The 20276-nt window shown below is 70.1% G+C and carries 21 protein-coding genes; 7 read left to right on the plus strand and 14 right to left on the minus strand.

The window, feature by feature from the left end; genetic code table 11:
- The first annotated feature begins 37 nt into the window (after window positions 1-37).
- Together OHB01_RS13115 and OHB01_RS13120 are read left to right on the plus strand one after the other, a co-directional pair.
- The gene (locus tag OHB01_RS13115; protein ID WP_142647908.1) at window positions 38-787 is read left to right on the plus strand and encodes a sulfite exporter TauE/SafE family protein; all 750 of its coding nucleotides are present in this window, start codon (window positions 38-40) and stop codon (window positions 785-787) included.
- Window positions 788-793: 6 nt separating this feature from the next.
- Window positions 794-1039: a hypothetical protein gene (locus tag OHB01_RS13120; protein ID WP_205830246.1), complete on the plus strand. Its 246-nt coding sequence runs from the start codon at window positions 794-796 to the stop codon at window positions 1037-1039.
- A gap of 36 nt (window positions 1040-1075) precedes the next feature.
- On the opposite strand, the gene OHB01_RS13125 is transcribed toward OHB01_RS13120, so the two are convergent.
- The 3 genes from OHB01_RS13125 to OHB01_RS13135 all read right to left on the minus strand — a co-directional run bounded on the left by OHB01_RS13125 (window position 1076) and on the right by OHB01_RS13135 (window position 3013).
- A complete protein-coding gene (locus OHB01_RS13125; RefSeq protein ID WP_328855443.1) occupies window positions 1076-1984 on the minus strand; it encodes a Rieske (2Fe-2S) protein in 909 nt (302 codons plus the stop codon).
- Between the two features lie 102 nt (window positions 1985-2086).
- Complete coding sequence (locus tag OHB01_RS13130; protein ID WP_328855844.1) at window positions 2087-2638, minus strand: HD domain-containing protein; 552 nt, start codon at window positions 2636-2638, stop codon at window positions 2087-2089.
- Window positions 2639-2851: 213 nt separating this feature from the next.
- The gene (locus OHB01_RS13135) at window positions 2852-3013 is read right to left on the minus strand and encodes a hypothetical protein (protein WP_159454860.1); all 162 of its coding nucleotides are present in this window, start codon (window positions 3011-3013) and stop codon (window positions 2852-2854) included.
- A 572-nt stretch (window positions 3014-3585) separates the two neighbouring features.
- Here OHB01_RS13135 and OHB01_RS13140 point away from each other — a divergent pair.
- The gene (locus tag OHB01_RS13140) at window positions 3586-4443 is read left to right on the plus strand and encodes a helix-turn-helix domain-containing protein (protein WP_142647910.1); all 858 of its coding nucleotides are present in this window, start codon (window positions 3586-3588) and stop codon (window positions 4441-4443) included.
- A gap of 60 nt (window positions 4444-4503) precedes the next feature.
- Window positions 4504-4710: a DUF397 domain-containing protein gene (locus tag OHB01_RS13145; protein WP_142647911.1), complete on the plus strand. Its 207-nt coding sequence runs from the start codon at window positions 4504-4506 to the stop codon at window positions 4708-4710.
- Window positions 4711-4909: 199 nt separating this feature from the next.
- Here OHB01_RS13145 and OHB01_RS13150 read toward each other — a convergent pair whose 3' ends face one another.
- Window positions 4910-6358, minus strand: coding sequence for a catalase (locus OHB01_RS13150; protein ID WP_147943008.1), 1449 nt, complete (start codon window positions 6356-6358; stop codon window positions 4910-4912).
- A gap of 129 nt (window positions 6359-6487) precedes the next feature.
- Window positions 6488-6931: a Fur family transcriptional regulator gene (locus tag OHB01_RS13155; RefSeq protein ID WP_142647913.1), complete on the minus strand. Its 444-nt coding sequence runs from the start codon at window positions 6929-6931 to the stop codon at window positions 6488-6490.
- Window positions 6932-7047: 116 nt separating this feature from the next.
- Here OHB01_RS13155 and OHB01_RS13160 point away from each other — a divergent pair, with 116 nt between their 5' ends.
- Window positions 7048-8142: a CapA family protein gene (locus OHB01_RS13160; protein WP_261985731.1), complete on the plus strand. Its 1095-nt coding sequence runs from the start codon at window positions 7048-7050 to the stop codon at window positions 8140-8142.
- A gap of 200 nt (window positions 8143-8342) precedes the next feature.
- The gene (locus tag OHB01_RS13165) at window positions 8343-8993 is read left to right on the plus strand and encodes a TetR family transcriptional regulator (protein WP_142647915.1); all 651 of its coding nucleotides are present in this window, start codon (window positions 8343-8345) and stop codon (window positions 8991-8993) included.
- Between the two features lie 115 nt (window positions 8994-9108).
- On the opposite strand, the gene OHB01_RS13170 is transcribed toward OHB01_RS13165, so the two are convergent.
- A complete protein-coding gene (locus OHB01_RS13170) occupies window positions 9109-9540 on the minus strand; it encodes a hypothetical protein (protein ID WP_328855444.1) in 432 nt (143 codons plus the stop codon).
- Window positions 9541-9703: 163 nt separating this feature from the next.
- On the opposite strand from OHB01_RS13170, the gene OHB01_RS13175 reads away from it, so the two are divergent.
- Window positions 9704-10243, plus strand: coding sequence for a hypothetical protein (locus tag OHB01_RS13175; RefSeq protein ID WP_260617266.1), 540 nt, complete (start codon window positions 9704-9706; stop codon window positions 10241-10243).
- Window positions 10244-10861: 618 nt separating this feature from the next.
- Here OHB01_RS13175 and OHB01_RS13180 read toward each other — a convergent pair.
- The 8 genes from OHB01_RS13180 to OHB01_RS13215 form a co-directional block, all read right to left on the minus strand.
- Window positions 10862-12217 carry a hypothetical protein gene (locus tag OHB01_RS13180; protein WP_142647917.1) on the minus strand — a complete coding sequence of 452 codons (1356 nt, stop codon included), beginning with the start codon at window positions 12215-12217 and terminating at the stop codon, window positions 10862-10864.
- Window positions 12218-12314: 97 nt separating this feature from the next.
- Window positions 12315-14906 (minus strand): ATP-dependent chaperone ClpB, encoded by a 2592-nt coding sequence (gene clpB / locus OHB01_RS13185; protein WP_142647918.1) that lies wholly within the window; start codon window positions 14904-14906, stop codon window positions 12315-12317.
- 23 nt (window positions 14907-14929) lie between these two features.
- Entirely contained in the window at window positions 14930-15277 is a 348-nt protein-coding gene (locus OHB01_RS13190) for a heat shock protein transcriptional repressor HspR (protein ID WP_142563365.1), read from the minus strand.
- 4 nt (window positions 15278-15281) lie between these two features.
- The gene (gene dnaJ, locus OHB01_RS13195) at window positions 15282-16454 is read right to left on the minus strand and encodes a molecular chaperone DnaJ (protein WP_142647919.1); all 1173 of its coding nucleotides are present in this window, start codon (window positions 16452-16454) and stop codon (window positions 15282-15284) included.
- A gap of 125 nt (window positions 16455-16579) precedes the next feature.
- On the minus strand, window positions 16580-17221 hold the full coding sequence (gene grpE, locus OHB01_RS13200) for a nucleotide exchange factor GrpE (RefSeq protein WP_142647920.1): 642 nt from the start codon (window positions 17219-17221) through the stop codon (window positions 16580-16582).
- Window positions 17218-19083, minus strand: a complete 1866-nt coding sequence (gene dnaK / locus OHB01_RS13205) for a molecular chaperone DnaK (RefSeq protein ID WP_142647921.1) — start codon at window positions 19081-19083, stop codon at window positions 17218-17220. Before dnaK ends, grpE begins: the two co-directional genes overlap by 4 nt.
- 148 nt (window positions 19084-19231) lie before the next feature.
- Window positions 19232-19708, minus strand: coding sequence for a hypothetical protein (locus OHB01_RS13210; RefSeq protein WP_142647922.1), 477 nt, complete (start codon window positions 19706-19708; stop codon window positions 19232-19234).
- Between the two features lie 31 nt (window positions 19709-19739).
- Window positions 19740-20249: a GNAT family N-acetyltransferase gene (locus tag OHB01_RS13215; RefSeq protein WP_142647923.1), complete on the minus strand. Its 510-nt coding sequence runs from the start codon at window positions 20247-20249 to the stop codon at window positions 19740-19742.
- Between the last annotated feature and the right edge of the window lie 27 nt (window positions 20250-20276).

Genomic DNA, 20276 nt, shown 5'->3' on the forward strand with positions numbered 1-20276 from the left:
CGAGCGAAGCGAGGCAGGTAAGCAGGGAGAGGTGCGAGTGACGCCGTGGGAGGCGGCCGCGGTCTTCGCGGCCGGAATCGGGGCCGGGGCGATCAACGCCGTCGTGGGATCGGGTTCGCTCATCACGTTCCCGACGATGCTGGCCGTCGGTTTTCCGCCGATCGTCGCGAACGTGTCCAACAACGTCGGGCTAGTCCCCGGCGGCGTGACCGGGGTGCTCGGCTACCGCGCCGAGCTCAAGGGCCAGCGTGAGCGGCTGCTCCGGCTCGGCGTCGCGTCGGTGATCGGCTCGCTCGCCGGTGGCGTGCTGCTCCTGGTCCTGCCCGCCGAGGCGTTCAAGGTCATCGTCCCGGTGCTCATCGCGATCGCCTGCCTCCTGGTGGTGTTCCAGCCGAGGATCAACGAGTGGCTGGCCGTACGGCGCAGGCCGCACCCCCACGGCGGGCCGTGGCTGTGGCTGGGCGTGCTGGGCGCGGGCATGTACGGCGGCTACTTCGGCGCCGCCCAGGGCATCGTGCTGATCGGCCTGCTGGGCAGCTTCCTCGACGAGGACCTGCAACGGGTGAACGCGGCGAAGAACCTGCTGTCGCTGCTGGTCAACGCCACGGCCGCGGTGCTGTTCGCGTTCGTCGCGCCGGTGGACTGGATCGCCGTGCTGCTGGTGGCGCTGGGCTCGGCCGCCGGCGGCTTCCTCGGGGCCCGCGTGGGCCGCAGGCTGCCCGCACCCTTGCTGCGGGGCTTCATTGTTGTCGTCGGAATCGTGGCGATTGTGAAGCTGGTGTCCTGAAAGGGTATGTCTGCCCTTGTGAAGGGCGACCGGGTGGAGATCGTCATCGATGCGGGGGGCACCCCGCGCACCTACGAGGTGGTCGCGACCAGGGCGGGCCGCCGGATCGAGATCACGACGGGCCGGGGAGTGGTCGAGGTCACCGAGGTCACGCGGGCGGGCACACCCGTTCGCACCGCGAGGTTCATGTCCAACCGGGTGCTCGCTCTGGTCGAGCATCCCGCCGACGACCGCGGCCCGGACACCGGCTGACCCGGGCCCGGGCGGGCACGGACGGGTCGCAGGTGGTCACTCCGCGGGACGGACCTGGACGACGCCGTCCTGCCGCAGCCGCGTCTGGAAGGCCGGCTGGCGCGACGTGGCGGGGCCGTGCATGACCCGGCCGTCGGAGATGCGGAAGGCGCTGCCGTGCCATGGGCAGACGATGCAGGCCTGGCCCTCCTCCATGGCCACCCGGCCCTGGTGGAGCGGACCGGCGAGATGGGAGCAGTTGTCCGCGAGCACGCTCACGTCGTCGCCGAGACGCAGGACGAAAAGATCGATGTAGCCGAGCCGCCGCCGCACCGGCCGCCCGTTGGGCAGGTCCCTGAGCACGCACAGGTCGTGCCAGCCGAGCGGCATGAGGTGGCCGACCGACTCCGCGTGGTTGGCCCCGGCCGCCTGGCGATAGGACATGTGGCTGCCGAGGTGGGCGCCCGCGGAGGCCGCCGCGAGTCCCGCGTACCCCAGCATGCGCCCGGCGCGTTCGCGTCCCGTCACCCGTAAGAAGAGAGAGCCGGTGTAGCAGAGCGCCGCGGCGGCGTTGGTCATGGCGTGCACCAGGCCCACGCGCTGCTGTTCGCGGTGGAGGGTGGACCAGTCGGTGAGGCCGGCCGCCACCGTGGGAACGGCGCTGCCCAGCCCCGCCAGGATCAGCGTCCGCGCCGCACGCGAGCCGGTTTTGGTCATGTCCACCAGGCTCGCCGACAGCCAGCAGCCGAAGGTCGTCACCGCGAGCGCCGGGTGCAGCGGGTGGCCCATGGGCACGCCGTGCAGGACGTCCCTGAGCTTGCCCGGGCCTAGTCTGCGGCGGACCTTCTTGGATATGACGGTGATCGGCCGGTCGAGCGCGGTGGCCCGCTCGAGCCCGTCGAGGAGCTCCGCCGAGGGGACCCTCCGTGCCGTACGGCCCGCACGCGGCCTGGTCGTCTCTTCCATGTTTCGCCCCCTAACACGGGATCACGTACCCCCGCGTCACAGGTGTGAACATGGAACAGGCATGGGACGGTATGTACGAGTTTCGGGCTGACGTCGTCGACGTCAGGGCGCCAGATGACCCCGGGCGACCGAGCCGGCGACCAGCTCCGCGGCGTACTCGCCGAGCGTGGGCGACCCCTCCTCGATGAGCCGCACCTTCTCCATGACCTGCGTGGCCGTCACCTTGTAGAGCGGCCAGGTGCCGCCCTCGTTGTGGTGGTTGGCGATGATCGGCGCGAGCCGGTCGAGCGCCCGGGCGAACCTCGCCTCCGGCGTGCGCCGCTCCTCGAACTCGTGCCACAGGGTGCGCAGCCGCGCCCCCTGGTCGTCCGGCAGCAGCCCGAAGATCCGGTCGGCCGCCGCGCGTTCGAGGGCGGCCTGCGCCTCGACCGCGACGGGGTCGTAGATGAAGGTGTCACCGGCGTCGATCTCCACGAGGTCGTGGACGAGCAGCATCGCGACCACCTTGGACATGTCGGTGCCCGGGGGCGCGTGCTCGGCCAGCGTCATCGCCATCATGGCCAGATGCCAGGAGTGCTCGGCGTCGTTCTCCCGGCGCGAGCCGTCGATCAGCGAGTTGCGGCGGATGACGCGCTTCAGCTTGTCGATCTCCATGTGGAAGGCGAGCTGGGACTGGAGCCGTTCGTGGATGAGCGCGGTCGTCACCCGTGCAAGCCTAACCGGTCACGATCAGTTCGTCCCCGACCCGGCGCCGCGCGCCGTCGGGCCGCGTCTGTCCTCGCGTCCCTCCACGCCGTCAGGGCCGTCGGGCCGCGTCCCTCCGCGCCGTCTTCGCGGCGCGGGCCCGGTGCGGCGCGTCGGAGGGCGTCAGACGGTGAAGAGGCGGCCGACCTCCTCCAGCTCGCGTACGAGGTCGAAGCGGGGGTCGCGGTAGTGGCGTGCGCCGAAGCCGGTGCGGCTCACGGTCCATTTCAGTTCACGCGCCCACCTGTCCTGATCGGCGCACAGCGCCAGGTCTGCCATCGTCATCCGGCTTTTGATCAGTGATAACCAGGCGGCACCGGGATTCACCAAGGGACTCCTTCCGGAGGGGTGCCAAATAGAGATCTCGTCGTCCTCAATTCGTCGTAGGGAGAGCGCGTCCCACCCTCGGAACGGCTCGTTCGTTGTTCGCCGGCTCGCCGCTCGTGCGCGGCGAGCGCCGGTGATTGCCGGTCGAATTTCGAAATCCCGCTGGCCCGGATGCCTCCCCGTTGTCACACGCATCCGGAGCGGTCGGCGCCCCTCGCCGGGCGCGTGCCCCGGATGGGGAATCGGGCCTCGGAGTATTTCGCCGGCGACCGCCGGCGCCCCCACACGCCGGAAGACCCTTCCCGCATCGATCGTGACTCAGGACGCAATGCGCTGCAATACTTGACGAAAAGAAATCCGCAAGAATCTTGTGTCGATGCGCTGCAAATTGCGATGCAAGTTGCACGAGCGGGCGCGGTAATCTCAGGACAGGGCGCCCCTCACCCGCGCGCCCGATCCGCCAGGGCGCGCCCACCATCCGTGCGTCCACCGCAACCACCGGATTCACCGGATGAAGGAGGTCGGCAGGGGTGCCCGAGCACGGCAGTCCCACCGTCCGCCGCCGTCGGCTGGGGCAGGAACTGCGCCGCTTACGCGAGCGCGCCGATCTGACGGGCGACCAGGTGGCCGCCCGGCTCGGCTGGTCGGCGGCGAAGATCAGCAGAATCGAGACGGCGCGCACCTCGCCTCGCACGAGCGATGTTGAGGCACTTCTGGTGATCTACATGGTAGATTCCCGCCAACGCCAAGAGCTGCTCGCCCTGCACCGGGACGCGACCCGGAAGGGCTGGTGGGAGGATTACCGCGACTCCCTGCCCAAGGAATACACGACGTTCCTGGGCCTGGAGGCCGAAGCCACGGCGGCACGCGACTGGGAACCCCAGGTAGTGCCGGGTCTGTTCCAGACAGAGGCATACGTCCGGGCCATGATGGAGAGCGGACAACGAAGCACCCTTGAGCTGCCGGGCGGCGTCCGCAGCCGGATCGAGGTCCGGATGGCGCGCCAGCAGGCGGTTCTCAGGGCGGAGAGCCCGCTGGCCATCTCGGCCGTTCTGGAAGAGTCGGTCCTGCTGCGCCGGTTCGGCGACCACGAGGTGATGCGGGAACAGCTCAGACGGTTGATCGAGGTGTCCGAGCTGCCGAACGTCGAGTTGCGGATCCTGCCGCTCGACGCGGACCACCCGATCAACACCGGGGCGTTCAGTCACCTCAAGGTGCCCGACTTCCACGACGTCGTGTACCTGGAGGCGCTCCTGGGCGGCCGTCTGGTCGAGGACGAGGCGATCGTCTACCGGTACGAGGTGGCGTTCGACTACCTGGAGACGAAGGCGCTCGACGTGGACGACTCCCGCCGGTTCTTGGAGAAAACTGTCCGTCACTGGCGTTAGCCAGCTCTAGACCGCCCCGGGAACCTGCGCGTGATTTCCGGGGGGAGAGAAACATTGTCCATGAACTCGATTGACCTGTCCGGCGCCGTCTGGTGGAAGAGCAGCCGGAGCGCGAACAACTGCGCCTGTGTGGAAGTGGCCGTGCTGCCCGACGGCCACGTGGGTGTGCGCGACAGCAAGAACCAGGACGGCCCCGCTCTCGTGTTCACCCCCGCGGAATGGGACGCGTTCATCGGCGGCGTGAAAGACGGCGAGTTCGACCTTTAAACGAGTTCGGCCTTTCTGCGGCCCCCGGCTTCCCGGCGGCCTCGGCTTCCCGGCGACTTCGGCCTTTCGGTGACGCCGGCTTTCCGTGCGACGTCGGCTCTTCGAACGACGTCCGCTTTTCGAACGACGCCGGCCGGGCGCGGACGCGCGTACGGCCCGCGCCCGGAAAGGGCGCGAGCCGTACGTGAGGGGAAGGGGGTCAGGCGACGCCGAGCCCCTGCGCGACGCGCTGGCCGAGGTCCTTGTGGACATTGGTCCAGTAGTCGGCGACGCGCTTCTTCATGTCGGCGGTGACCTCGGGAGCCGAGGCGTGGCCGACGATGTTGCTCACCATGTGGTCGCGGTCGACGTCCGAGAGCACGTTCTCCCACAGCGCGCGGGGCTGCACGTAGTCGTCGTCCTCGCGGTGCCTGACCTGGGCGCTCCGGATGATCTCACCGGCGACGTGGTAGTTCTCGCCCTCGTAGAGCGACGGGTCGGCGGCGGGGCCGTTGACGCTGTTCGGCGCGTAGACCGGGTCGCCCGGGTTGCGGTAGCGCATGTGACCGTCGCGGTTGTAGCTGTGCACGGGCGCCTTCGGCGCGTTGACCGGAAGCTGCAGGTAGTTCGGCCCGATGCGGTAGCGGTGGGCGTCCGGGTAGGAGAACAGCCTGCCCTGGAGCATCCTGTCCGGGGAGGGACCGACGCCCGGCACCAGGTTCGCCGGCTCGAAGCCCGCCTGCTCGACCTCGGCGAAGTAGTTCTCCGGGTTGCGGTTCAGCACGAACCGGCCGATGGTGATCTCCGGATAGTCGGAGTGCGGCCAGACCTTGGTGAGGTCGAACGGGTTGAACCGGTAGTCCGCCGCGTCCTCGAACGGCATGATCTGGACGTTGACCGTCCACGCCGGGTGGTCGCCGTTCCTGATGGCGGTGTGCAGGTCGCGGAGGTGGAAGTCCGGGTCCTCCGCCACCAGCGCCCTGGCCTCGGCGTCGGTGAGGTTCTCGATGCCCTGCTCGGTCTTGAAGTGATACTTCACCCAGAACTTCTCGCCCGCGGCGTTGTACCAGAGGAAGGTGTGCGACCCGAAGCCGTGCATGTGCCGCCAGCTGCGCGGGGTGCCGCGGTCGGTCATGAGGAACGACACCTGGTGGGCCGACTCGGGCGACAGCGTCCAGAAGTCCCACTGCATGTTGTTGTCGCGCGTGTGGGTGTCGGCGCGGCGCTTCTGCGAGTGGATGAAGTCGGAGAACTTCGAGGGGTCGCGGATGAAGAAGATCGGCGTGTTGTTGCCGACGATGTCGTAGTTGCCGTCGTCCGTGTAGAACTTGATCGCGAAGCCGCGGGGGTCGCGCACGGTGTCGGCGCTGCCCAGTTCGCCGGCGACGGTCGAGAAGCGCAGGAAGAGCTCGGTCTCCTTGCCCTTCCGGAACAGCGAGGCCTTGGTGTACTGGCTGACGTCCTCCGTGATCCGCAGCACGCCGTACGCGCCGCCGCCCTTGGCGTGCACCACGCGCTCGGGGACCCGTTCCCGGTTGAAGTGGGCCATCTTCTGGATCAGGTAGTGGTCCTGCAGCAGCAGCGGGCCGTTGGGACCGACGGACAGCGAGAACTCGTCGCTGGGAGCGGGGACCCCGGCGTCGGTGGTGGTGATGTGCCTGTCGGTCATGCGGCTGTCCTCCGGGGTCACTCTTTGGATCCATGTGCGGACAAGCGACGGAAAGCGGGCGCGCTGCGCTCGGTTCCCGCTGCTCGGATGTTCAGGTGCTCGGGTGCTCGGGTGTTCAGGGCTGGGTGCTCAGTCGCGGGAGGGGCAGGGCGGGGCGCTGCCGGTCTCCGTCCGGCACGCCGGGCACAGGCCCCAGTAGATGACGTCCGCCTCGTCCACCAGATAGCCGGCGTTCGAGGCCGGCTCCAGGCAGGGCGCGTGCCCCACCGCGCAGTCGACGTCCGCGACTCGTCCGCAGTTGCGGCAGACGAGATGGTGGTGGTTGTCTCCCACCCGCGTCTCGTACCGCGTCGGGCTGCCCGCGGGCTCGATGCGGCGCAGCAGCCCGCCGCAGTGCAACGCGTTCAGCGAGTCGTAGACGGCTTGCAGGGACACCTGCCCGACCCGGTCGCAGACACCGCGATGGATGGCTTCCACGTCGAGGTGGTCGCCCCCGCTCACGGTCTGCAGGATCGCGAGCCGGGCCGCGGTCACCCGAAGTCCGGCCTGGCGAAGGCGCCCGGCGTCGTCCACACCCCCACGTTATCAGCACACTTGAATGGTTCAAGTAAAGGAACTCTCCCAGTTATTTGCCCGTGGATCTCCCACAGGCTCCCGGATGAGGGTGGAAGATGGCATGCTCGGGTGCCGTGAGACGTCAGCCCCTCGCCCTGCCCCTGCTCGCCCTCCTCGCGGCCCCCCTCCTCGTCGCGGGGTGCAGCCCGGCGGAGAGCGAGCCCGTCCCCGGCGCGTCACCACTGGAGGTCAAGACGGCGACGCCGCCGCCGTCTCCCAAGCCGCAGCGGCGCCCCTTCACGATCTCCTTCGCGGGCGACGTGCACTTCGAGGGCGTCCTGCGCAACCGGCTCAACGCCGACCCGCGTACGGCGCTCGGCCCGATCGCCGCCGTGCTGCGCAGGTCCAACCTCACCGCGCTCAACCTCGAGACGGCCATCACCACCGCCGGCACGCCCGCGCCGGGCAAGCAGTTCACCTTCCGCGCCCCGGCCACGGCGTTCACGGCGCTCAAGGCCGCCGGGGTGGACGTCGTCACGATGGCCAACAACCACGGCATGGACTACATGGAGAGCGGCCTGCGGGACACCCTCGCCGCGATCAGGTCCTCGAGGTTCCCCGTCATCGGCATCGGCGCGAACGAGACCGAGGCATACCGGCCCTACCGCAGGACGGTCAACGGCAACCGGGTGTCGATCATCGGCGCGACCCAGGTGATCGACGCTCAGTTCATCCAGTCGTGGACCGCCTCCGGCGACAAGGCCGGGCTCGCGTCGGCGAAGAACGAGCCCCGCCTGCTGCGTGCCGTACGGCAGGCCCGCAAGAACTCCGACACCGTCATCGTGTTCCTGCACTGGGGCGCCGAGCTGGTCAAGTGCCCGACGCCGGTGCAGCGCAGCCTGGCGGACAAGCTGGTCGCGGCGGGGGCCGACGTGATCGTCGGCAGCCACGCGCACATCCTGCTGGGCGGCGGTTACTCCGGCCGCTCGTACGTGCACTACGGCCTGGGCAACTTCGCCTTCTACAACTGGGGCCCGGAGACCGGGACGACCGGGGTGCTCACCTTGACGATCAACGGCAGGAAGGTGCTCAAGGACCAGTGGACCCCCGCCCGGATCAACGGCGGCGTGCCGATTCCCGTGACGGGCGGTGCCAGGCAGCAGGCGCTCGGCGCGTACCGCGCGCTGCGCGGCTGCACCGGCCTGTCGGCCGCACCCGTGGACTCCTGACGGCAGGGCTACAGAATTCTTGCCGCAAATCAGACGACTGGTCGGTAAGCGCTGACCACGGCGCGTGAAACAGGCAAGATGAGTGAGTGTCCAGCCGGTACGTGAGGGAAGCAGGCGGCCCCGCTTTGGCCGTCGAGCAGTGTGCTGCCGTTGAGACCTGTGGTGCCGCCGAAAAACGGGGCCGTGGGGGTGGTGAGGGGATGTCGCCGGGCGCGTCGCGTCCCGGTGAGCCGTTGCGGCGGCGTCCGTCGCAGCGTCGCAGCGCCCGCCGCGTCGAGCGGATGCTCGACGCGTGCGCCGAGCTGCTCGACGAGGGAGGGTATGACGCGCTGACGACCACCCGGGTGGCCGAGCGTGCCGGAGTGGCGATCGGCTCGGTCTACCAGTTCTTCCCGGACAAGCGGGCGCTCAGCCAGGCCCTGACGCGGCGCAACGTCGAGCTGTTCGTCGCGCGGGTCGGGCGTCGCTTCATGATGGAGGACTACACCGGCTGGTGGGACGCCGTCGACGCCATCATCGACGAGTACGTCGAGATGCACCGCAGCGTGCCGGGGTTCCGCTCGCTGCACTTCGGCGAGGTCTTCGACCTTGATCTTCTCGACTCCGTGTCCGACAACAACACCGTGATCGCCGGACGGCTGCGCGCGTTGTTGTTCGCCGAATTCGGACTGGCAGACAGCGAGGATTTGGATCGTGCCATTCTCGTCGCCGTCGAGGCCGGGGACGCGGTGCTGAAGCTCGCCTTCCGGCACGACCCGCACGGCGACCCCGGAATCGTGGCCGAGGCCAAACAGCTCGTCCGCGGTTATCTGTCCCGCCAGCTCGCCTCCGCCGTCTCACGGCGCGGCTGACGCCCAAGCGGGGTGTCCAGGGGCCCCGGCCGGTTCGGTCACTGCGCCGGGTGGGTCATTGCGCGCTCCTTTCGCCTCGGTGACCATGGTGGGAGCATCAGGCGGGCGGAGCGGGTCACTCGTGGGGGCGGTGCGGACCATCCGGCGCGTGGGGACCGTCGGGCGCGTGGGGGCCGTCCGGCGCATGCGGGCCGGGTATGGCGTGGGGGACGCCGATCGAGGGCCACAGCCCCGGCCCGGTGCCCTGGACGTAGGCGGTGTTCTGCCACGACCTGGTGCGGGTGCGCGGCGGTATCGACAGCTGCCGCGTGTCGTCCTCGTCCGCCAGGCGCGGCTGTTTCTTCCCGGCCGCGTCGTCGCGGCATCGCAGGCTCGCCGCCGGCTCGACTCTCAGCTCCATCATCTGCAGCTTCGCCTGCAGCCGGGCCAGTTCGGCGCGGGCCTGGTCGAGCGCCTCGTACTGGGCCGTGACGAAGCCGGCGAAACCCGGAACCAGGGCGGCGAGCACCGTTGTGGAGGCGAGAGTCAATATCACCCGCTTGGACATGCTGTAACGCTCCTCGCCGAGCTTCGGTTGGCACAGGCATGGAGCGATATGCCCGACTATCTGCCAGGAAAAGCGGATAGTAGTCAAACGTGTACTAATCGTTGCTTCGGCAATGCCTGGTGTTGTCCTGCGAAAACAGGCCGGGATCGGTAGCCTCGGCTCTGTGGCACATGTGACAAATGAGCAGGTGGACCGACTGCTCGAACAGGCTCTGCTGCTCGATGACCACGGTGCCCTCGCCCGCCGCCTCGACGCGCTGGCCCAGGGGTACGAGTCGGGAGAGATGTCCAGAGCGGCGATCCTTGTGCTCGCCGCGGAGGAGTGGCGCTCGGCCGGTCAGCTCGCCACCGCCCTCGACCGCTACCAGAGCGCTCTGGAGGACGGCGGGGAGGTGCCGGTGGACCCGCGGGCGGGAATCGCCGACACACTGTTCGAGCTCGACCGGCCCGAGGAGGCCAGGGCGGTGATCGCCGCCGTCAGGTCGGGGGACTGGAACCCGGCCACCGCGCTGACCATCGCCGAGACGCTCATGGCGTACGGCGATCTCGACGCGGCGCACGGGTGGGCCACCGACGGCATCCGCGCGTGCGGCGCGACGGGGTCGGGCATCCGCGACTCGCTGCTGCGCACCCGCTATCGCATCCGGGTCGATCTCGGCCTGCCCGAGGACGACCTCGACGCCCTTCTCGACGTCTCCCGCTGAGCCCTTCCGGCGCCCCGGCCATCGCTGCGGGCCGCCGGCGGTGACGAACGGCAGCCGGCGCGGCGCATGCACACTCAGCCATGTCCAGTTGGGGGCCATGTGCGAGCAATGCTCAGGACCTGTGGATCGGTTTCGGGAGGGTACGCGGAGGGCGTGTCCAAGTGGGGCCTTGTGCAGGTGGAGGCATGTGCAGCCGGCCAGGTGAAGCCGGGCGGGGCATGCGCGACCGGGACGTGCGCAGTGGAGGGCAGGCGAGGTCGGGGCATGTCCAGGTGGGGTGCATGTCCAGGTGGGGGGCATGTGCAGTCGGGCCACGTGAAGCCGGGCCACGTGAAGCCGGGCCATGTGTAGCCGGGCCATGTGTAGCCGGGCCACGTGTAGTCGGGCTCGTGCAGCAGGCATGGGAAAAGTGCAGCAGGCATGTGAAAAGGGGCCGTGCGTCACGGCCCCTTGGTCACGGCGTCTGCGGTCGCAGCGTCTTCGTTCTGGTGTTTTCGTTTCAGTGTCCGCGCTTGCGCGGTCTTCGGTCGCGCGGTCTTCGGTCGCGCGGACGTGGGTCGCGCGGACGAGGGTTGCGCTGCCGCGAGGCCGCCGTCCTTAAGCGTCGTACGGCGAGGGCTACGGCAGGAGCTTCTTGCCGGTCGTGGCGGCGAAGTCGGTCACCGCGTTCGTGCCCGTCACCTTGGCGAGGGCGGCCGGGGCGGTGATGTCACCGTTCGGCTGGTGCGACGCCGCCCTGGGGTACTCGCGCGGACGCAGCCGCGGCACGTGCCGGCCGTCCGCCAGGTCGGGCGCCACGCCCACGGCGGGCCCCCGTCCGCGCGCGGCGTCGTCGCGCTGACGCTTGTCCTTGGCCTTCTTGACGCGCTCGCCCTCGGCCAGGGCGGTGTTGCGCGTGCCGGGCATGGGCCGCCCGGCCTGACCCGCCTGGTTGGCGGCCTGGGCGGGAGCGGCGGCGCCCGGCTGCTTGCGGGGGTGGTGCGCCTTGCGGTGGCGGCGGTCCTTCACCGGGAAGGTCTTGGTGATCTGCTCCTGGCTCGAGGCGCCGCTCTGCGAGCTGGTGCTGTGGGACACGCCCTGGGGTGCGAGAGCGCCCTGGTTGCCCTGGTTGCGCCCCTCCGGCCGCTGACCCGGCTTCTGCGCTCCGGCCTTCTGCGCTCCGGCCTGCTGGGACCCGGGCTTCTGCGTGCCCGGCTGCTGTGTTCCCGGCTGCTGGGGCGCCGAGCCGCGGGAGTTCGCGCCCGCCTGCTGGTCCTGCGGCTTGGGATTGCGGTGGCTCTTCTTCGGGTGCCCCTGCGCGACGGGGTGCTCCCGCTCCCGGGCGGCCGGCGCGGTCCGCAGCGCCTGCTGCGCGCAGCCGTTCGCGGCGCTGGGCTTGGCGGGGGCGGTGGCGAGGAGGGGCACGGCGCTCCTGACCGGGAACAGGCTATTGGCGTCGGTCGCTGGCACGGCGGCCGCGCGGCGGTCGGCGACGGCCGCTGCGCCGGCCGCGGCGCCGTGCACCGGTGCGGTGACCGCCTTCGCGGGCGCCGAGAGGGTGGTGGCGTCGGTGGGAAGCGTCTTCGTGGCGCTCGCCGGTGCGGGCAGTGCCGCCGTGGCGCCGGTTGCCGTGTTCGGCAGCGTACGGGGGCCGGGCACGGCCGGCAGCGCCGCGGGCGCCGGGAGGGTGCGGGCGACCGTGGCGGAGCCGGTGGGGAGCGAGTTGTGTCCCTGCCCTGCCGCCGCCCCGGCCGCGTCGGCGATGCTCAGCACGCCCGCCGCCGGAAGGCTGGTCAGCCCGCTCGTGAGGTCGCGGCCGGTGACGTCATGGCCGGTGACGCCGCGTGCCGTCATGTTGTGGGCCTGGGCCCGGCAGGCGTCGGCGAGCGCGCCGTCCTTCGCCATCGCCGGGCCCCCGGCGAACCAGCTCACTCCGGCGGTGACCGCCGCGAGTGCGACGCACCGTCCTCGAATACTTCGTGATGTCCTGGACATCCACGTCCCCCTGATCGCGTACGGTAGTCCGACGAACGCCGAACGTAGCAGCGAGGGGATAGGGCGGGGCGCGCTTGCCTCAATGGTGGGAAAGACCTTACCGAGAGGGCCGGATCGTCAACGTGTCCCCTGCCTCGTCAAAGTCGACGATTACCTCGTCGCCGTCCCGGATGGCCCCCGACAGCAGCTCCTTGGCGAGCTTGTCGCCGATGGCCGTCTGGATCAGGCGGCGCAGCGGGCGCGCGCCGTACAACGGGTCGTAGCCGGTCAACGCGAGCCAGTCACGGGCGGCGGGGGTGACGGTCAGCGTCAGCCGCCGGTCGGACAGGCGCCGGGCGAGCCGGGCGACCTGCAGGTCCACGATCTGCGACAGCTCCTCGGTGCCGAGCGCGTCGAACACGATGATGTCGTCGAGCCGGTTGAGGAACTCGGGCTTGAACGACCCCCGCACCGCGTTCATCACCGCCTCGCGCTTGGCCGCGCTCTCCATCGTGGGGTCCACGAGGAACTGCGAGCCGATGTTCGAGGTGAGGATCAGGATCGTGTTGCGGAAGTCGACCGTACGGCCCTGCCCGTCGGTGAGCCGGCCGTCGTCGAGCACCTGCAGCAGGATGTCGAAGACCTCGGGATGAGCCTTCTCGACCTCGTCGAGCAGCACGACGGTGTAGGGCCTGCGGCGTACGGCCTCGGTGAGCTGGCCGCCCTCCTCGTAGCCGACATATCCGGGCGGCGCGCCGACCAGCCGGGCCACGCTGTGCTTCTCGCCGTACTCGCTCATGTCGATGCGGGTCATGGCCCGCTCGTCGTCGAACAGGAACTCGGCGAGCGCCTTGGCCAGCTCGGTCTTGCCGACGCCCGTGGGGCCGAGGAAGAGGAACGAGCCGGTCGGCCGATCGGGGTCGGAGATGCCGGCCCGGGCCCGCCGTACGGCGTCGGAGACGGCCTGGACGGCCTGCTGCTGGCCGATCAGGCGCTTGCCCAGCTCGTCTTCCATGCGCAGCAGCTTGGCGGTCTCGCCCTCCAGCAGCCGGCCCGCCGGGATGCCCGTCCACGAGGAGATGACCTCGGCGATGTCGTCGGGCCCGACCTCCTCCTTGACCATCGGCTCGGCCTCGGCCTCCACCTTCTCGGCCGCCTTGGTGGCCTCGGCGAGCTCCTTCTCCAGCCGCGGCACGTCGCCGTACATGAGCCGGGAGGCCGCCTCGAAGTCGCCGTCGCGCTGGGCCCGCTCGGCCGCGCTGCGCGCCTCGTCGAGCTGCTTTTTCAGCTCGCCGACCTTGTTGAGCCCGGCCTTCTCGTGCTCCCAGCGGCTGACCAGGGCGTTGAGGTCCTCCTGGCGGTTGGCCAGCTCCTCGCGGAGCTTCTCCAGGCGCTGCCGGCTGGCCTCGTCGGTCTCCTTGGCGAGCGCGAGCTCCTCCATCTTCAGCCGGTCGACGATCCGCTGGAGCTGGTCGATCTCCACCGGCCGCGAGTCGATCTCCATGCGCAGCCGCGACATCGACTCGTCGACCAGGTCGATGGCCTTGTCGGGCAGGAACCGCGCGGTGATGTAGCGGTCGGACAGCGTCGCGGCGGCGACCAGGGCGCTGTCGGAGATCTGCACCTGGTGGTGCGCCTCGTAGCGGCCCTTGAGCCCGCGCAGGATCGCGATCGTGTCCTCGACCGTCGGCTCGCCGACGTAGACCTGCTGGAACCGCCGCTCCAGCGCCGGGTCCTTCTCGATGCGCTCGCGATACTCGTCGAGCGTGGTGGCGCCGATCATGCGCAGCTCGCCGCGGGCCAGCATGGGCTTGAGCATGTTGCCGGCGTCCATCGCGCCCTCGGCGGCGCCCGCGCCGACCATCGTGTGCAGCTCGTCGATGAACGTGACGATCTGGCCGTCGCTCTCCTTGATCTCGTTGAGCACGGCCTTGAGGCGTTCCTCGAACTCACCGCGGTATTTCGCGCCCGCGACCATCGCGCCGAGGTCGAGCGCGACCAGGCGCTTGTTGCGCAGGCTTTCGGGCACGTCGCCCGCGACGATCCGCTGGGCGAGGCCCTCGACCACGGCGGTCTTGCCGACGCCGGGCTCGCCGATCAGCACGGGGTTGTTCTTGGTGCGGCGCGACAGCACCTGGACGACCCGGCGGATCTCGCTGTCGCGGCCGATCACCGGGTCGAGCTTGCCGGAACGCGCCCGCTCGGTGAGGTCGACGCCGTACTTCTCCAGCGCCTGGTAGGTGTCCTCCGGGGTCTCGCTGGTCACCCGCGCGTGCCCGCGGACCTTCTCGAACGCCTCCAGCAGCGCGTTGGGCGTGGCGCCCGCGGCCTTCAGCAGATCGGCGACCTGCCCGCCGTCGGTGGCGAGCCCGACGAGCAGGTGCTCGGTCGAGACGTACTCGTCTTCGAGCTGCTTGGCCCGCTGCGCCGCGGTGTTGAGCACGGTCAGCAGCTGACGAGAGCTGGACGGCGCGCTCACCGTGGAGCCCTGCGCCTTCGGCAGCCGGTCGAGCAGCTCCTCGGCCTGGGCGCGCAGGTGCCGCGGGTCCGCTCCGACGGCCTGCAGCAGCGACCCGGCGATGCCGCCGTTCTGCGCGAGCAGGGTCGTCAGCAGGTGGGCGGGCGCGACCTCGGGGTTGCCGTCGGCCGCGGCGCGCCGGACGGCCGCGGACAGGGCCTCCTGGCTCTTCTGGGTGAACTTGTAGTCCATATGTGAATGCCTCGTTTCGCCGGTCAGGCCGGTGGCAGTTCGTAGCGGACCAGTGCCCGCAGCATGGTGAGCTCACCCCTGAGCCGGGTGACCTCCTCGCGCAGGCGCATGTTCTCGGTTTCGAGTTCGAGGATGCGCTTGATGCCGGCGAGGTTGATGCCGTGCTCCTGGGAGAGCCGCTGGACCTCGCGCAGAAGCACGATGTCCCGTGTCGAGTACAGCCGTCCCCGCCCCGCCGTACGGCCGGGGCTCACGAGCCCGAGCCGGTCGTACTGGCGCAGCGTCTGCGGGTGCAGCCCCGACAGCTGGGCGGCTACGGAGATCACATAGACGGGGGTGTCATCGGAGATGTCGAAAAACCTGGCATCCATCGGCTCACTCGCTTCTGGCCTGCTTGATCAGCTCTTCGCGAAGGTCCTGGCCCTCTGTGGCGTTCCTGAACTCCTCAAGGGCCGCGCGGGCCTTGTCGTCGAGGTGCTGGGGCACCGTGACCTGGACGGTGACCAGCAGGTCGCCCTTCGTGCCGTCCTTGCGGGGGACCCCACGGCCGCGCACCCGGAACGTGCGCCCGTTGGGCGTTCCCTCCGGGATGCGCAGGGTCACCGGCATCCCCCGGAGCGTCGGCACCTTGATCTCGGCGCCGAGCGCGGCCTCGGGGAAGGTGACGGGGACCGTGACGGTCAGGTTCTCGCCGCTGCGCCCGAACACGGGGTGCGGTTTGACGTGGACCAGCACATAGAGATCGCCGGCCGGGCCGCCGTTCTCACCGGGCGCGCCCTTGCCCTTGATCCTGATGCGCTGGCCGTCGCCGACCCCGGCGGGGATGCGGGCCTGGATCGTACGGGTGCTCTTGCCGCGCCCGCTGCCCTCGCAGACGGGGCAGGGGTCGTCGACCACCAGGCCCCGGCCGCGGCAGTCGCGGCACGGCTCTGAGAAGGCGAAGTTGCCGAGGTTGCGGCTGGCCGCCCCGGTTCCCTCGCAGGTCGGGCACACCCGTGGCGTGGTGCCCGCCTTCGCCCCCGTGCCGCCGCAGGCGGTGCAGGCGGCCGAACTGGTGAGCCGGAGGGACACGGTGCTGCCGTCGACCGCCTCGCCGAAGGTCAGCGTCACCTCCGACTCGACGTCCTGGCCGCGCCGTGGCCGGGCAGTGGTCGTGCGCGTGCCCGCTCCGCCCCGGTTGAACAGCCCCCCGAACAGGTCCCCGATCCGGTCGCCCGACCCCGAGCCGCCGAACAGGTCGCCGAGGTCGAAGTTGAAGCCGCCGCCGGTGCCGCGCGGGCCCCCCGCTCCCGCGAAGCCGCCGACGCCCGACCCGAACAGCGTGCGCGCCTCGTCGTACTCCTTGCGCCGCTTGACGTCGGAGAGCACGTCGTAGGCCTCGGAGACCTCCTTGAACTTCTCCTCGGTCTCCTTGTTGCCCGGGTTGGCGTCGGGGTGGTACTTGCGGGCGAGCTTGCGGTACGCCTTCTTGATCTCGTCGGCGCTCGCGGTCTTGGGCACACCAAGGACGGCGTAGTAGTCCTTTTCCAAGTAGTCCTTGGTGCTCATCTATCGCTTCCTTCGCACGAAAGGGGAGTGAATCGGTGTTTCCGCGCAGGCCCCCGAGGGTGTCGTCACGGGCAGCCCTCGCGGGTCTCTCCCGATCTTCGCCGATCGGGAGAGACTCCGCGGTTTCAGTTCTCGTCCGGTTCGCCGGACTCGCCGGAGTCCGCCGCCGTCTCCTCCGGCGCCGCGGCCTCCTCGCTCGGCTCCGCGACGGCCACGCGGGCGGCGCGCAGGATCCGGTCGTTGATCCGGTAGCCCGGCTGGAGGATCTCGACGCACGTCGCCTCGGTCACCTCCGCCGAGTAGCTGTGCAGCAGGGCCTCGTGCACGGTCGGGTCGAAGGGGTCGCCCTTCGCGCCGTACGAGGTCAGGCCCAGCTTGGCGACGGCCGCCTCCAGCGACTCGCTCACCTTCGCGAACCCGCCGGTGAGCTCGCCGTGGTCGCGGGCGCGCCCGATGTCGTCGAGCACCGGCAGCAGCTCGGTGAGCACGCTCGCGACGGCCTGTTCCCTGACGGCGATCCGATCGCGTTCGACCCGCTTGCGGTAGTTGCTGAACTCCGCCTGGAGCCGCTGCAGGTCGGCGGTGCGCTCGGCGAGCAGGTCCGACGCGGACCCCTCGGCCGGCGCCGCCACCTGCGTGCCCTGGTCCGCGGGGGCGGCCTCGGGGGCCTCCCCGGCGGACTCGCGGGCCTTGCCGGTCTCCGGGTCGATCTTGCGGTTGTCGCGGATCACCGGCTCCTCCTCGGAGCCGTTCTCGCGCGGGCTCACTTGCGGCCGCCCTCCCGCTCGTCATCGACGATCTCGGCCTCGACCACGTCTTCGTCGGCCTTCGCCTGGGCGCCCTCGGCGTCCGCACCGGGCGCGGCGCCCTCGGCGCCGGCCTGCGACTGGGCGTAGATGGCCGAGCCCATCTTCTGGCTGACCGTGGCGAGCTTCTCGGCGGCGGTGCGGATGGCCGGGATGTCGGTGCCCTCCAGCGCCTTCTTCAGCTCGGCGAGCGAGTCGTTGACCTCGGTCTTGACGTCGGCCGGGACCTTCTCGTCGTTCTCGCGGAGGAACTTCTCCGTCTGGTAGGCCAGCGCGTCCGCGTTGTTGCGGACCTCGGCCTCCTCACGACGCCGCTTGTCCTCCTCGGCGTAGGACTCCGCCTCGCGCATCATGCGCTCGATGTCCTCCTTGCCGAGGGCCGAGCCGCCGGTGATGGTCATCGACTGCTCCTTGCCCGTGCCGAGGTCCTTTGCCGACACGTTCACGATGCCGTTCGCGTCGATGTCGAAGGTGACCTCGATCTGCGGGATGCCGCGCGGGGCCGGGGCGATGCCGGTCAGCTCGAAGGTGGCCAGCTTCTTGTTGTACGCCGCGATCTCGCGCTCGCCCTGGTAGACCTGGATCTGCACCGACGGCTGGTTGTCCTCGGCCGTGGTGAAGACCTCCGAGCGCTTGGTCGGGATCGTCGTGTTGCGCTCGATGATCTTGGTGAAGATCCCGCCCTTGGTCTCGATGCCCAGGCTGAGCGGGGTGACGTCGAGCAGCAGGACGTCCTTGACCTCACCCTTGAGGACACCGGCCTGGAGCGCGGCGCCGATGGCGACGACCTCGTCCGGGTTCACGCCCTTGTTGGGCTCCTTGCCGCCCGTCAGCTCCTTGACCAGCTCCGACACGGCCGGCATGCGGGTGGAACCGCCGACCAGGACCACGTGGGCGATGTCGGAGACCTTGATCCCCGCGTCCTTGATGACCTGGTGGAACGGGCCCTTGCAGCGCTCGAGCAGGTCGGCGGTGATCCGCTGGAACTCCGCCCGGGTCAGCTTCTCCTCCAGGTGCAGCGGGCCCTCGGAGGAGGCGGTGATGTAGGGCAGGTTGATCGTCGTCTCGGTCTGGGCCGACAGCTCGATCTTGGCCTTCTCGGCCGCCTCGCGCAGACGCTGGAGGGCCATCTTGTCCTTGGCCAGGTCGACGCCGTGCGCGTTCTTGAAACGGGTCACCAGCTCGTCGACGACCCGCTGGTCCCAGTCGTCGCCGCCGAGGTGGTTGTCACCGCTGGTGGCCTTGACCTCGACGAACCCGTGCCCGTCCTCCTGGCCGACGTCGAGCAGGGACACGTCGAAGGTGCCGCCGCCGAGGTCGAAGACCAGGATGGTCTGGTCCTTCTCCTTGTCGAGGCCGTAGGCCAGGGCCGCGGAGGTGGGCTCGTTGATGATGCGCAGCACGTTGAGGCCCGCGATCTGACCGGCCTCCTTGGTGGCCTGCCGCTGGGCGTCGTTGAAGTACGCCGGAACGGTGATCACCGCGTCGGTGATCTTCTCGCCCAGGTACGCCTCGGCGTCCTGCTTGAGCTTCTGCAGGACGAACGCGCTGATCTGCTGGGGCGTGAACTTCTTGCCGTCGATCTCGATCGACCAGTTCGTGCCCATGTGGCGCTTGACCGAGCGGATGGTCCTGTCGACGTTGGTCACCGCCTGCCGCTTGGCGACCTCGCCGACGAGAACCTCGCCGTTCTTCGCGAACGCGACCACGGACGGCGTGGTCCGCGAGCCCTGAGCGTTCGCGATGACCGTGGGCTCGCCGCCCTCGAGGATCGAGACGACGGAGTTGGTCGTCCCCAGGTCGATACCTACCGCACGTGCCATGAGTACGTCCTTGTAGTCAAAGTTGAGTCGGTCAGACTCAAATACTAGCCCCGCCGAGGGGTCTGTCAATCGTCTTGAGTCTATGTGGCTCAACCCTGGAGCGCGCGGATTTCATCCCGTGGCCGGGAACTCGTACGGTCTGTCCTCTCTACTTCGCGCCGTCCACGACCTTCCGGTCGCCGAGCGGGGCCTTGAGCTGCACTTTCGTGGTCTTGAGGATCGCGATCGCGATGCAGACGGCGTCGGGCGAGCGCCGGTCCTGTCCCTCGTACAGGGTGACGGTGACCTCGCGCGCGGTCTCGGTCACCTCGACGTGGTCGAGCACGTTGCAGGGCTCCACCCCGGACCACCACACGATGTCGAGGGCCCTGCCGTCGTCGGTGGGGGTGGCGCTCTCCCACGGCACCTTGCGCGGGTGCAGCGTGGGCCCGGCCGGGGCCACGGGAGACGGGGTGCCGCTCGGCGCGCCGGACGGCGCGGCAGGCGCGGCCGGCACGCTGACGGCCTGATCGGCATCGGTCCCGGTGGGAGAGCCGTCCGGCTGCTCGGGTGAGGCCGAGGTGGAGGAGGTCCCTCCGCAGGCGACCGCCAGGAACAGGAGGGCCACGAGCCAGAGCTTTCTCATGTCCCATACACGGCTGTGCGGAGCGACCGGTTCACCCTGTGGCCCGGCTGCGCCTCAGCACGTGGGTGACGCCTCCGTCGTCCTCGGTCACGTCCCGCACGTGCTCGAAGCCGATCCCGTTCAGCACGGCCAGCGAGGCGGTGTTCGGCGCCGCCACGGTGGCGTACACCTCGGTGAGCCCCAGGGTGTCGAAGCCGTAGGCGACGATCGCCCCGGCCAGTTCTCTCCCCAGGCCGAATCCCCACATGCCGGGGGCCAGGGCGTAGATGATCTCGTAGCCGTCCGCCACCTTCGCCGGCTTGATCTCGGCGTGCCCGGCGAAGCGGCCGTCCCGGCGCACGGCCCAGACGTCGAACAGCTCCTGGGCGTAGACCTTCGTGAAGATCCGCCCGAACAGGGCGCGGTAGTCCGCCTCGGGGGCGGGACCGTCGCCCATCCACCGCGACACCCGCCCGTCCAGGAACAGGGTGACGAAGTCGTCCTCGTCTTCGGGGACGTACGGCTCCAGCAGCAGGCGCTCGGTCCGCAGAGTCGGGGTCATGGGGCGTGAAGTTACCCATGCGGCGCA

Source organism: Microbispora hainanensis (assembly GCF_036186745.1).
Classification (GTDB): Bacteria; Actinomycetota; Actinomycetes; order Streptosporangiales; family Streptosporangiaceae; genus Microbispora.

Excerpts from the sequence above, each read along its gene's own strand:
- OHB01_RS13120 (WP_205830246.1), top strand. The coding sequence starts at position 794 with ATGTCTGCCCTTGTGAAGGGCGACCGGGTGGAGATCGTCATCGATGCG.
- OHB01_RS13125 (WP_328855443.1), bottom strand. The coding sequence starts at position 1,984 with ATGGAAGAGACGACCAGGCCGCGTGCGGGCCGTACGGCACGGAGGGTC.
- OHB01_RS13130 (WP_328855844.1), bottom strand. The coding sequence starts at position 2,638 with ATGGAGATCGACAAGCTGAAGCGCGTCATCCGCCGCAACTCGCTGATC.
- OHB01_RS13135 (WP_159454860.1), bottom strand. The coding sequence starts at position 3,013 with ATGACGATGGCAGACCTGGCGCTGTGCGCCGATCAGGACAGGTGGGCG.
- OHB01_RS13145 (WP_142647911.1), top strand. The coding sequence starts at position 4,504 with ATGAACTCGATTGACCTGTCCGGCGCCGTCTGGTGGAAGAGCAGCCGG.
- OHB01_RS13150 (WP_147943008.1), bottom strand. The coding sequence starts at position 6,358 with ATGACCGACAGGCACATCACCACCACCGACGCCGGGGTCCCCGCTCCC.
- OHB01_RS13165 (WP_142647915.1), top strand. The coding sequence starts at position 8,343 with ATGTCGCCGGGCGCGTCGCGTCCCGGTGAGCCGTTGCGGCGGCGTCCG.
- OHB01_RS13170 (WP_328855444.1), bottom strand. The coding sequence starts at position 9,540 with ATGTCCAAGCGGGTGATATTGACTCTCGCCTCCACAACGGTGCTCGCC.
- OHB01_RS13180 (WP_142647917.1), bottom strand. The coding sequence starts at position 12,217 with ATGTCCAGGACATCACGAAGTATTCGAGGACGGTGCGTCGCACTCGCG.
- clpB (WP_142647918.1), bottom strand. The coding sequence starts at position 14,906 with ATGGACTACAAGTTCACCCAGAAGAGCCAGGAGGCCCTGTCCGCGGCC.
- OHB01_RS13190 (WP_142563365.1), bottom strand. The coding sequence starts at position 15,277 with ATGGATGCCAGGTTTTTCGACATCTCCGATGACACCCCCGTCTATGTG.
- dnaJ (WP_142647919.1), bottom strand. The coding sequence starts at position 16,454 with ATGAGCACCAAGGACTACTTGGAAAAGGACTACTACGCCGTCCTTGGT.
- dnaK (WP_142647921.1), bottom strand. The coding sequence starts at position 19,083 with ATGGCACGTGCGGTAGGTATCGACCTGGGGACGACCAACTCCGTCGTC.
- OHB01_RS13210 (WP_142647922.1), bottom strand. The coding sequence starts at position 19,708 with ATGAGAAAGCTCTGGCTCGTGGCCCTCCTGTTCCTGGCGGTCGCCTGC.
- OHB01_RS13215 (WP_142647923.1), bottom strand. The coding sequence starts at position 20,249 with ATGACCCCGACTCTGCGGACCGAGCGCCTGCTGCTGGAGCCGTACGTC.